Below are 11,019 nucleotides of genomic sequence, written 5' to 3'. Positions count from 1 at the left end.
CTTAATGAATGTTACACTAAGCCCCCCGACCATTGCGCCGGTCGGGCTGATTTGCAACTGTCCGGCAGTTGCGCGAAAGGAAGGGGCGGATGGCGATTACCGAGTATTTTATCCGCTATCTTCAACGGCGTGACAGTCTTTCCGAGGCCGACCTTCAGCGACTTCGCGCCTTGAAGACCGAGCAGGCCAGCTATGGTCCGGGCGACGTGATCGTGCCTTTCGACCGGACCGAGAGCCGCAGTTGCATGATGCTGCGCGGCCTGTCCGCCCGATCACACAAGCTGGTCGGCCGGCCCGACGATCGGGTGATCACGGCCTTGCATGTGCCCGGCGATTTCGTTGATCTTCACGGGTTCGTTCTGGCTGGGCTGGAACATGCCGTGATCGCTGTCGGTTCGGCCGAGGTCGAATTCATAGGTCACGATCAACTTACTGAAATAACAGAGAATTTTCCGCATCTGACACGGCTCTTATGGATGGCGACGCTGATCGACGCGGCTGTGCACCGGCAATGGCTGGTCGCGGCGGCCTCGCTGCGATCCAGCGCGCATCTGGCACATCTCTTGTGCGAGATCTACACGCGCCTGAATGTGGTCGGCGCGGCGGCGAACGGGCAATTTTCCCTGCCGCTGCTGCAACGCGAACTTGCAGACATCCTTGGCTATTCCCCGATCCATGTGAACCGGGCGGTCCGCGATCTGAGAGATCGGGGGCTGTTGCGCTGGTCCGGCGCCGACGTGACCATTCTGGATTGGCGCGGACTGGCGACACTGGCGCGTTTCGATGCGACCTATCTGGATCTGGAACGGCGCAACCGCTGAGCCTTTACTGACACAGGCGCCAGTCTCCGCGTCGCGCGGCAATGTCGAAATGCAGGTGTTCGGCATGGGCCTTGTTCACGCCCGGACCCAGGACAGTGGTGAAGAACAGGCAGGCCGCACCCCGAACCGTTCGCTGAAACGCCTCCGCCTGGTCGCCGCTGTCCCGTCGGGGCTGAACCGGCAGCGTCCCGGCCCCTTCGAACAGGAAAGCCGAGATGTCGATGGCATTTCCAAGCGCGTGTTCGGACAGTTTCGGGCGGGCCTGACCCGTGCCGACACGGGCGCGACAGGCATAGGTGCTGCCAAGCCGCAGCCCCGTCAGGCGGGGTGCGCCGGGCAGGGTCGCTGCCGCCGGCCGCGCGAAATCCCGCGCCCATAGACCAAGTGCCCGCGCGGTGTCGCATCGCATCTCCGCGCCGCCCTCGAGTATCAGGTCCGGCAGGATGCGCTGAACCCGGATCGGCCGGGCGATGCCGCAATCGGGATTGTCCGGATTCGTCACGGCGGGCCGGTTTTCGTAAACCGTGCCCAGCATCGCCAGAGCCAGTCGGCAGGCGGCGAAATCCTCGTCGCTTTCACGCGCCGCGTACCATGCGGGCGGTGCTGGCGGACCGAAGGCCTCGGCCGGCGGGGCCGCCGCTTCTTCGGTTTCGGGAACGCCGGCCTGCTCCGGCTTGGGGGGCGACGCCGTGGTTTCCTCGGATGCCTTGGCTTCCTCGGCGGGTCGTTCCGGCGGGCGGATGCCTGTCAGCGCGGACTGCGCCCTGACGGGGCCGGCGCCCGGTGGCCGTTCCTGCGCCACGGCCGGCCCGGCCAGCAGCAAGACCAGCAGGGTCAGAACCGGGGTCGGCCCCCTCAATTCTCGCCTTCCAGCGGCGGCACGACGAAGGCGTCCGGCAAGGCGCCCGACAGGGCATGGCTCAGCGGATCACCGCGCTGAGGCGCCAGCGACGCCGCCGCGTCGGCGGTTTCCTCGCTGGTGTTTTCATAGACCTTCGGGGGCGCGGGTGTGGCCCCGCCACCGGTTTCGGGCAGGGAAAGGGGTGCTGCGGGTTTCGTCGTGACCGTCGCCGGCGCGGGCAGGGTGTCGGACACGGTGTTTGTCTGCGTCACGGCTTCGGCGGCCGCGGCGCTGGCCGTTTCCAGCATCGCGTCCCTGGTTGCGGCCGGCTGCGCCCCTTCGCCCGTGACATCCGCGATCGTCACGCCCGCATCGAGGAACTCGACCGTGGTCACGCCGGGTATGACCAGCCTTGCCAGTTCCTGTGCGTCCCAGTTCGTCAGCCGCACGCAGCCGCGCGACTGGTTCCTGAACAATTGCGAAGGGGTCGGCGTGCCGTGGATGCCGTAGGTCGGCTTGGACAGATCGATCCAGACCGATCCCACGGGCCCGTTCGGGCCCGGCGGTATGATCAGCGCCTTGTCGTTGTTGCCCTGCTTGAAATTCTTCGACGGGTTGTAGGTATAGTTCGGATTTATCGCGACCGACGTGACACGGTGCTTGCCCGAGGGCGAGGGTGTCGCGTCCGAGCCGATGGTCGCCGGATAATCGACGATCATCCTGCCCGCTTCGTCATAGGCGGCCACGCGTCGCGTCGCCTTGTCGATGAAGATGCGGGCCACCTTCTTGCTCATGTTGGCAGCCGGGTTGGCGACCTTGATCGTCGATCCAGGCACCATCGGAACGCCCGGATTGAGGAAGGAGATGAACTTTTCGTCCATGTGGAAACGTTCGCCCAGCTTTTCGGCAATGCTGGTATAGCCCTGCGTGGACATCTTGGCCTTTTCGGCGAAATCGGACGGGATGTCGTCGACCAGCCCTTCGGCGTCCTCTTGGGTGATGGTGTAGGTCTGCGTCAACGGAATTTCGGAATAGGATTGCAGCAGGTTCCAGACATGCGGATCCATCAGCCCGTCCTCGGGCAGGCCGACGCGGCGTTCGAAGGCGCGGATGGCGCTTTCGCTCATCGCGCCCTTGTAGCCGTCGATGACGCCCGGCGACGTGCCCGAGCGATCCAGCAGAAGCTGCACCTTGGCTGTCAGCGCCGAACGGCCGCGCGGAAGATCGCCGCCATCATAGGCCGCAAGCTCCATCTGCTCTGCGGTGAAGGGCACATCGCGATCCTGCGTCGCGGCGCTGGTCTGGGCTGCCGCAGGGATCGCCGAGGCCGCAAGAAGCGACAGTCCGAAAAATGTCGAAAGGGCAAGGCGGCGCGGCATCAGGGTCTCCGGTGATCGTGTTTCGCCAGCATCGTGTGTTTCTCGGCAAAACTCCATAGACTGCGGGGGTCACGTTTCGTTCAAATGCCGCCCCCGGGCGCGGCGCCTGTGAAACGGCCCTTCCCGCTCTGGTCAAGCGGCAAGAATTCAGCGAGGTTTCGCATGAAGGACGGACCGGGAAAGGGGGCCGGATGAGGATCTCCAGTTGCGGCAACCCGCAAGATCGGGCGCGACCGCCGCGATGAGGTCGCTCAGGCCCCTCGCGCCGGACGTTCCGATGGCCGCGCCCCGAAGACGATGCCCGCTTTCGCGGAATCCGGCGACATTGCGCGAGACCGCGACGATCGACGATCGCTGCGGCAAAGGAACGGTCTAGGCCATGGCTGCAAGCCTCGGGCCGATCCTGCTGTTGCTTGCGCTGGTGCTGCTTTGGTTGCGGGTGCCGCTGGCCTTGGCGTTGTTGGCGATATCGGTGCCGGGGCTTTTGCTGATGCCGGCGGGCGGGGCGTTGCCCAGTGCGATTGCGTCGCTGTTTTCCTCGCTTGACGGCCTGCTCCATTCGCCCGGGCTGCTCCTGGTGCCGCTGGTCGTCCTGCTTGGCAATCTTGCGCTCTATGCCGGAATCAGCACGCGAATCTACGATGCCTCCGCCGTCTGGCTGAGATCGCTGCCGGGTGGCCCGGCGCTGGCCGCCGTGCTGGGTTGCGGCGGTTTCGCGGCCATTTCCGGATCGTCGACCGCCTGCGCCTCGACCATGGGCCGGATTTGCGTGCCCGAGATGCTGCGCCTGGGTTATGACCCGAAACTGGCCGCCGCATCGGTGGCAGCGGGCGGCACGCTGGGCTCGCTGATCCCGCCGTCGATCCTGTTCGTCCTGTTCGGCATCCTGACCGACAGGCCCATCGCGCCGCTGTTCATGGCGGGCATCCTGCCCGGCCTGCTGTCGCTGGCGGGCATGATCGCGGTCGTCGCATGGTGGGTGCGAAGCGATCCGGGCGCCGCGCCCGATGTCCCGCGCACGACCGCGACGCCGCTGGACGCCACCTTCGCCGCATGGCCCGCGATCCTGATCTTTGCCGTGATCGTCTTCGGCATCTTCAGCCGGGCGCTGACGGTGGCGCAGGCCGTCGCGATCTCGGTCGCGCTGACGCTTGCCATCGGTGTCGCGCAGACTCGGCTGACCTGGGGCGCTGTATGGCGCGCCTGCCGGGAAAGCCTGATCGAAAGCGTATCGATCCTGCTGGTCCTGGCGGGTGCCTGGCTGTTTGCCGATTTCGCCACGCAAAGCGGCATGGCCGAGGCCTTTTCGATGTCGGTCGCGCAGCTTGATCCCTCGTATCTGATGCTGATGCTGGCGATTGCTCTGATCTATCTGATCATGGGGATGTTTCTGGATCCGCTGGCCATCCTGGTCCTGACGCTGCCCTTCCTGGCCCGGCTGGTCGCGGATTACGACCTGAATCCGGTCTGGCTGGGCGTGGTCATCGTCAAGCTGCTGGAAATCGGGCTGATCACGCCGCCGGTCGGGCTGAACGTCTATATCATCGCCGGAGTGACACGCGACATGGGTATCGACCGCATTTTCGCCGGGATCGGGCGGTTCCTGGCCGTGGACCTTCTGGTCCTGACGATCCTGATCCTGTTTCCCGCGGTCTCGCTGCTGATCCCGACGGCGATGGGCGCCGTGCCCTAATCCTCGGAAACCAGCCGGTGCTGCGGCGGGTAGAACTGCCGCGAGAACGAGACCGGGGTCGCGTTGCGCCAGTTCGTCCGCTCGATCGCGAGGATCGGCGTTCCCGGCTCGATCCACAGATTGTGGGCACAGTCGCCGCTGGCGCCCTCGGCCAGGATCGTCACCCTGCCGCGCGTCAGGGGCACGTGCCGGGCCAGCCATTCGGGTGCCGACTGGCCCTCGAGATCGGCGCGCGTCAGGGGGGGCAGGGCGCGGGGGTTCAGCCAGATCGCCTCGCAGCAATGCGGCGCGCCATCGGCCAGATATTGCGCCTTGACCAGCAGCAGATTCTGGCTTGCCTCGACCTGCAGTGCGCGCAACGCCGCCTCCGAGGGGATCGGCCCCCGCTCGAACGCGGTCAGGACATAGCGATAAACCGCGCCGGCTGCCTCGATCTCGCTGCGGATGACCGGCATTTCCAGCGTCGTGCGCTGATGCGGCGTGGCCGTGACACGGGTCCCGACCTTGCGGCGGCGTTCGACCACGCCGCTTTCGGCCAGTTCGCGCAACGCGCGGTTCACCGTCGCGCGGGCGCAGCCCAATTGATGCGCAAGCTGGTGTTCCGTCGGGATCAGCGTGCCCGGCGCCCATTCGCCCGACCGGATCCGCTCCAGCACCTCGGCACGGACGGATTGCCAGGTGTTCATCCGTTTGGGCGCCCTGGCCGAGCCGCCGGGACGCAATGAACGGACGAAGGTCGGTGGAAGTTTTGTCATCTGAAACCTGAAACCGGCGAAAAGCACATGCCAATAGTGTCAATCCGCGCGGCCCGGAAGGAAACCTGTCGATATCGGCATAGTTGACGCAGCTGGAGCTTGGCTGTTCCAGCTTGTTTTCCAACACGAATCCCCCGCGTCCAGGTTGTGCCGGCCGGGGATTTCCAAGCCGCTCCGCGAATGATATTTCATCATCTGCAAGCGATCGGAGGACAGCGCGCCATGAGCGTCGGTGACAACCTGCCTGCGACCGGCCGCCCGCTGGCCGGCCCGGCCCGGACGACGTGGCCGATCCTGATGGCGATCAGCCTGTCTCACATGATCAACGACGTGATGCAGTCGATGCTGGCCGCGATCTATCCGCTGCTGCGGGTCGAATTCTCGCTGAGCTACGCGCAGATCGGGATCATGACCTTTGCCTTCCAAGTCACGGCCTCGCTGCTGCAGCCGCTGATCGGTATCGTGACCGACCGTCATCCGCAGCCAAGATCGCTGTCGCTGGGAATGGCCTCGACCTTCTGCGGCGTGCTGCTGCTGGCTTTTGCAAGCAGCTACGGGATGCTGCTGGCGGGCGCGATGATGATCGGCATCGGATCGGCCGTGTTCCATCCCGAAAGCTCGCGGGTGGCGCGGCTGGCTTCGGGCGGGCGGTTCGGGACCGCGCAATCGCTGTTCCAGCTTGGCGGCAATTCCGGACAATCGCTGGGGCCGTTGCTGGCGGCCTTCATCGTCGTGCCGCTGGGCCGACCGGCGGTGGCATGGTTTGCGGTCGCCGCGGCGCTTGGCATCGCGCTGTTGTGGCGTGTCGGCGACTGGGCCGAGGGGCGGCGCCGGGCCACGGCGGCACAGGTCGACCGCGCGCTGCGGCTGCCGCGCGATATGGTCTTCCGTTCGATCGCGGTTCTGGCCATTCTTGTCTTCACCAAGAATATCTACACCGCCGCCATGACCAGCTATTTCACCTTCTTCACCATCGAGAAGTTCGGCCTGTCCACGCAGGCGGCACAGATCATGCTGTTCCTGTTCCTCGGCGGCATGGCGGCAGGGGTCATGCTGGGCGGCGTCGTCGGGGACCGCGTGGGACCGTTGCGCGTGATCTGGTTCTCGATCCTCGGCGTTCTGCCCTTCACGCTGCTTTTGCCGCATGTCGGACTGGTGCCGACAGGTATTCTGGCAGTGCTGATCGGGCTGATCCTGGCCTCGGCATTTCCGGCCATCGTGGTCTATGCGCAGGAACTGGTGCCCGGCCGCACAGGCATGATCGCGGGGCTGTTCTTCGGCTTTTCCTTCGGCATGGGCGGCATCGCGGCCGCCGGGCTGGGGGTGCTGGCCGACGCGAGGGGGATCGAGACGGTGTTCCTGCTCTGCTCGTTCCTGCCGATCCTGGGCTGCCTGACGATCCTGCTGCCGCGCCGGCTGACCGGGGGCTGATGGCGGCCCCGATCTTCTTCCATATCAGTCCGGAATGGTGCGGTGACGCGCGGCTGGTGCGCCTGTTCCGCCGCAACGGCCACTGCGCCGCGATGGGCGAGAACGGCGACCTTGCCGCCCGGATCCTGCTGGCCGAGGCCGAGGGTCGGGTGCCGTTCTCGGGTCGCGACGACATCCGCCTGTTCGCGGGTCTGTGGCGCAACGACCCCTTCTGGCAGCCGCCGCTGGAGGCGTGGCGCCGCTTTGCCTTTCTGGCCCGCACCGTGCCGCAGGCGCATTTCATCCTGACCACGCGCGCGCTGGATGGCTGGCTGCTGGACCGCCTGACCCGCGACAGGGGCGCGGTCGCGCGGTGCCACGCCTATCACCGCGGCATCCCCGAAGCCGACCTGCCGGATTTGTGGAGGGCCGAATGGAACGCCCATCTCGCAGCCGTTCAGGACTTTTTCGGCGATGATCCGCGGCTGATCCGCGTGGATCTGGACCGCGAAAGCCCTCACGACCTGATCGACCGGCTGCGTCCCCTGATTTCCATGCCGCACAAGCCGGTTCCGCTGCATTGGATCGCCCCACCCAGGGCCATGCGCGATGACGATCTGCTGGCGGCGCTGGACCGGGTGCGGGCGCCGGCGGCCATCGATCCCGATTACGTTCGCGACGTGGCCGGGTTCTGTCTGCGCGGTCGGGCGCCGGGCAAGGGCGCGGTTGCGGGATTGTCGGGCTATGCCTGCCTCTGGGACGGCGGCGCCAGGGTGCTGGATCCGGCGGGCGCGCCGCGCCGGATCCGGGTCGCGGGATCCGTCGCAGTTTCGCAGCCTGGCCGCCATTTCAAGCTGCTCAGGGCCGAGGCGGTCATCAACGATGCCCTGCGACTGGGCCGCAGAAGCCCCCTGAGCATCGACATGGAGGATTCGCGCTGGCTCGGTTCGGATGACGGTGCCGCGCCGGGACGGCCGGTTCTGGGTCATTGCCGCCGCGAGGGCGCGCGCAACATGGTTCTGTGGCCTTTGCCGGGCCAGCACGATGTCGGCCTGCCGGGCTTTGATCCTGCCGCGCCGGCCGACCCCATCGCGTTCGAGGACAAGGAGGACCGGCTGGTCTGGCGCGGCATGATCTCGGGCAGCGAGATGCGCGATACGGTGCGGCCCGGCCCGGCCTCGCATGTGTTTCTGCGGCAACTGGCGGCGGCACAAGACGATGCCGATGCCCGGCAAGAGGCATTCGGGGGGCTGTGCCGCACCAGCCGCATGGCCTTTGTCCGGCGCTTCTGGGACCATCCGGATTTCGATCTGGGCGTCGTCATGGCCTGGGGCTATCGCGAATTCGCCGCGGATCCGCTGATCGCGCCCTATTGCGTGCCGCGCCGGAAGCCGGGCTTCTTCCGCCGGTTCCGCTATCAGCTTTGCCTGACCGGCTATGACCACGGCTCTAACTTCATTCCGATGATCGACAGCCGATCGGTGCTGCTGAAGGAAGAAGATGGCTGGGAAGTATTCTATTCCGGCCGCTTCAAACCGTGGAAACACTATATCCCCGTGGCACGGTATTGTGCGGATATCGAGGAAAAGCTGGCCTGGGCACGTGACAATCCCAGGGAATGCAAGGCGATGTCCGCCGCCGCCCGGACCGAATGCGCACGCCTGCGCGACCTGCCGACGCGCCGGGCAATCATGGCCGCGATCCTCGACGGGCTGGGCGAGGCGCGCTAGAGATGATCGCGCAAGGAGGCGCCATGACCACGATCCGAATCCGCCCCATCTCGGCCGATGCCTTCGCGCCTTTCGGTGATCTGCTGACGCCCCGCGACAGGCCCGACAGGATGATCAACGAAGGCCGCTGCGAACGGCATCATGCGCTGGCGACGGTGCAGCGCGGCGGCGGCGAGGCCATCGTGTCGATCTTCCGCAGTCAGCCGGTCAGCCTGCCCCATGATTGCACGCTGCTGGAACGGCATCCGCTGGGATCGCAGGCATTCATGCCGCTGGGGCCGGATCCCTGGCTGTCGGTCGTGGCGCCCGATCGAGACGGGCGGCCGGGCGATGTGCTGGCCTTTCTAGTGCCGTCGGGGATGGGGGTGAACCTGCGGGCGGGTGTCTGGCATGGTGTGCTGACGCCGCTGGACCGCGCCGCCGATTTCCTGGTCGTCGATCGCGAGGGCGAGGGCGTCAATCTTGAAGAAGTCCGCATCGCGCCGGTCAGCATTACCGCATGACCGGCCTGCCCGATTTCAGCCATGAACAGGCCGCCATGTCGCGCGGCGCCAGGCTGGTGGCCGGCGTCGACGAGGTCGGTCGCGGGCCTCTGGCCGGTCCGGTGACGGCGGCCGCGGTGGTGGTGCGGGATCCGGTGAACATCCCCGAGGGGCTGAACGATTCCAAGAAGGTCGGGCGCAAGCAGCGCGAAGTGCTGGCCGATTGGATCATGGCCCATTGCGACTGGTCCGTCGCCCATGTCGAGGTCGCGGATATCGAGCGGCTGAACATCTATCACGCAGCCCATCTTGCCATGGTCCGCGCCGTGGCCGGGTTGCGGTGCAGGCCCTGCCGGGTGCTGGTCGACGGCAACCGGGTGCCCGCCGCGCTGGACCGGCCTGCCGAGGCTATCGTGGGCGGCGACGCGCGGTCGCTGTCGATTGCGGCGGCCTCGATCCTGGCCAAGGTGTTGCGCGACCGCATCATGGTGGATTTGGCGCAACAGCATCCCGGCTATGGCTGGGAGGTGAACGCAGGCTATCCCACGCCCGCACACAAGCGTGCCCTTCTAGATTTGGGTCTGACCCCACATCATAGGCGCTCGTTTCGGCCGGTCCACAATATCTTGTGTAAACCCCGTTCTTCAAGCCCTTGATTCAAAAAAGAAATTGACGGCGAATCGCCTGTGACTCATCCTGTCCACAGATCAGACCGGCCAAAGCCGGCATCCCCGAGAGGCAGAGATGACGAAGACCAAGGAAAGCTGCGCCGCGGCGGCGCGACCGCTTCCGCTGAACCGGATTCTGGCGGGCGATTGCATCGAGATCATGAATTCGCTGCCCGAAGGCAGCATCGACCTGATTTTTGCCGACCCGCCCTATAACCTGCAATTGCGCGGCGACCTGCATCGGCCGGACAATTCCAAGGTCGATGCGGTGGATGATGACTGGGACCAGTTCGCCGGTTTCGCGGCCTATGACAGCTTTACCCGCGACTGGCTGGCCGCTGCGCGGCGCCTGTTGAAGCCTGATGGCGCGATCTGGGTCATCGGATCCTATCACAACATCTTCCGCGTCGGCGCCGAACTGCAGAACCAGGGTTTCTGGATCATGAACGACGTGATCTGGCGCAAGTCCAACCCGATGCCGAACTTTCGCGGCAAGCGGCTGACCAATGCGCATGAAACGATGATCTGGGCCTCGAAATCCGAAAGCTCGAAATACACTTTCAACTACGAGGCGCTGAAATCGTTGAACGAGGGTATCCAGATGCGCAGCGACTGGGTGATTCCGATCTGCAATGGCGGCGAGCGGCTGAAGGACGGAAAGGGCGACAAGGCCCATCCCACCCAGAAGCCCGAGGCCTTGCTGCATCGCGTGCTGATAGGCACCACCAGTCCCGGCGATGTCGTGCTGGATCCGTTCTTCGGGACCGGCACCACCGGCGCGGTGGCAAAGATGCTGGGCCGCGACTTCATCGGCATCGAACGCGAGGCTGCCTATCGCGAGGTCGCAGAAAAGCGGCTGGCGCGCATCCGCCGCTTCGACGCCGATGCGCTGGCAACGACGCGGGCCAAACGGGCCGAGCCGCGCGTGCCCTTTGGCCAGGTGATCGAACGCGGGATGCTGCGTCCGGGCGAGGAACTGTTTTCGCTGGGCAGCCGGCACAAGGCCAAGGTCCGCGCCGATGGCAGCCTGATCGGCAACGATGTCAAGGGCTCGATCCATCAGGTCGGCGCCGCGCTGGAGGGCGCTCCGTCCTGTAATGGCTGGACCTACTGGCATTTCAAGCGCGAGGGCAAGATGATCCCGATCGACCTCTTGCGCCAGCAGATCCGCGCCGAACTGGCCGGAGAAGTCGCCCGCCCGAATTGATCCCGAATACGGTTCGCCGTCGTTCCGCCGCCT

The 11,019-nt window shown here is 65.9% G+C and carries 10 protein-coding genes; 7 read left to right on the top strand and 3 right to left on the bottom strand.

Translation table 11 applies throughout. The features are described 5' to 3' along the window. The first annotated feature begins 89 nt into the window (after positions 1-89). A complete protein-coding gene (locus tag B4A72_RS13240) occupies positions 90-821 on the top strand; it encodes a Crp/Fnr family transcriptional regulator (protein WP_292953111.1) in 732 nt (243 codons plus the stop codon). A gap of 4 nt (positions 822-825) precedes the next feature. Here the strand turns inward: B4A72_RS13240 and B4A72_RS13235 are convergent, their stop codons facing one another. Together B4A72_RS13235 and B4A72_RS13230 are read right to left on the bottom strand one after the other, a co-directional pair. Further along, positions 826-1,680 carry an extensin family protein gene (locus tag B4A72_RS13235; RefSeq protein WP_292953108.1) on the bottom strand — a complete coding sequence of 285 codons (855 nt, stop codon included), beginning with the start codon at positions 1,678-1,680 and terminating at the stop codon, positions 826-828. After that, positions 1,677-3,041 (bottom strand): L,D-transpeptidase family protein, encoded by a 1,365-nt coding sequence (locus tag B4A72_RS13230; RefSeq protein WP_292953105.1) that lies wholly within the window; start codon positions 3,039-3,041, stop codon positions 1,677-1,679. The genes B4A72_RS13235 and B4A72_RS13230 overlap by 4 nt, the downstream gene beginning before the upstream one ends. A 379-nt stretch (positions 3,042-3,420) precedes the next feature. On the opposite strand from B4A72_RS13230, the gene B4A72_RS13225 reads away from it, so the two are divergent. Next, complete coding sequence (locus tag B4A72_RS13225; protein WP_292953102.1) at positions 3,421-4,734, top strand: TRAP transporter large permease; 1,314 nt, start codon at positions 3,421-3,423, stop codon at positions 4,732-4,734. On the opposite strand, the gene B4A72_RS13220 is transcribed toward B4A72_RS13225, so the two are convergent. After that, positions 4,731-5,489, bottom strand: coding sequence for a GntR family transcriptional regulator (locus B4A72_RS13220; RefSeq protein WP_292978792.1), 759 nt, complete (start codon positions 5,487-5,489; stop codon positions 4,731-4,733). The two genes, B4A72_RS13225 and B4A72_RS13220, sit on opposite strands and share 4 nt — an antisense overlap. Before the next feature lie 222 nt (positions 5,490-5,711). Here B4A72_RS13220 and B4A72_RS13215 point away from each other — a divergent pair, with 222 nt between their 5' ends. From B4A72_RS13215 to B4A72_RS13195, 5 genes are all read left to right on the top strand, one after another. Continuing rightward, positions 5,712-6,920, top strand: coding sequence for an MFS transporter (locus B4A72_RS13215; protein WP_292953096.1), 1,209 nt, complete (start codon positions 5,712-5,714; stop codon positions 6,918-6,920). After that, complete coding sequence (locus B4A72_RS13210) at positions 6,920-8,629, top strand: glycosyl transferase family 90 (protein WP_292978790.1); 1,710 nt, start codon at positions 6,920-6,922, stop codon at positions 8,627-8,629. The genes B4A72_RS13215 and B4A72_RS13210 overlap by 1 nt, the downstream gene beginning before the upstream one ends. A gap of 23 nt (positions 8,630-8,652) precedes the next feature. After that, positions 8,653-9,132 (top strand): ureidoglycolate lyase, encoded by a 480-nt coding sequence (locus tag B4A72_RS13205; RefSeq protein ID WP_292953090.1) that lies wholly within the window; start codon positions 8,653-8,655, stop codon positions 9,130-9,132. After that, positions 9,129-9,767: a ribonuclease HII gene (locus B4A72_RS13200; RefSeq protein WP_292953087.1), complete on the top strand. Its 639-nt coding sequence runs from the start codon at positions 9,129-9,131 to the stop codon at positions 9,765-9,767. The genes B4A72_RS13205 and B4A72_RS13200 overlap by 4 nt, the downstream gene beginning before the upstream one ends. Before the next feature lie 88 nt (positions 9,768-9,855). After that, a complete protein-coding gene (locus tag B4A72_RS13195; protein WP_292953084.1) occupies positions 9,856-10,986 on the top strand; it encodes a site-specific DNA-methyltransferase in 1,131 nt (376 codons plus the stop codon). Positions 10,987-11,019 lie beyond the last annotated feature (33 nt).

It is taken from the genome of Paracoccus sp. UBA5162, assembly GCF_002413585.1.
GTDB lineage: Bacteria > Pseudomonadota > Alphaproteobacteria > Rhodobacterales > Rhodobacteraceae > Paracoccus.
This window is presented reverse-complemented; position numbering and strand designations above follow the sequence as displayed.

What these genes read in the sequence shown, in the direction of transcription:
- B4A72_RS13230 (WP_292953105.1), bottom strand. Translation starts at nt 3,041, where the DNA reads ATGCCGCGCCGCCTTGCCCTTTCGACATTTTTCGGACTGTCGCTTCTT.
- B4A72_RS13200 (WP_292953087.1), top strand. Translation starts at nt 9,129, where the DNA reads ATGACCGGCCTGCCCGATTTCAGCCATGAACAGGCCGCCATGTCGCGC.
- B4A72_RS13220 (WP_292978792.1), bottom strand. Translation starts at nt 5,489, where the DNA reads ATGACAAAACTTCCACCGACCTTCGTCCGTTCATTGCGTCCCGGCGGC.
- B4A72_RS13210 (WP_292978790.1), top strand. Translation starts at nt 6,920, where the DNA reads ATGGCGGCCCCGATCTTCTTCCATATCAGTCCGGAATGGTGCGGTGAC.
- B4A72_RS13240 (WP_292953111.1), top strand. Translation starts at nt 90, where the DNA reads ATGGCGATTACCGAGTATTTTATCCGCTATCTTCAACGGCGTGACAGT.
- B4A72_RS13225 (WP_292953102.1), top strand. Translation starts at nt 3,421, where the DNA reads ATGGCTGCAAGCCTCGGGCCGATCCTGCTGTTGCTTGCGCTGGTGCTG.
- B4A72_RS13195 (WP_292953084.1), top strand. Translation starts at nt 9,856, where the DNA reads ATGACGAAGACCAAGGAAAGCTGCGCCGCGGCGGCGCGACCGCTTCCG.
- B4A72_RS13205 (WP_292953090.1), top strand. Translation starts at nt 8,653, where the DNA reads ATGACCACGATCCGAATCCGCCCCATCTCGGCCGATGCCTTCGCGCCT.
- B4A72_RS13215 (WP_292953096.1), top strand. Translation starts at nt 5,712, where the DNA reads ATGAGCGTCGGTGACAACCTGCCTGCGACCGGCCGCCCGCTGGCCGGC.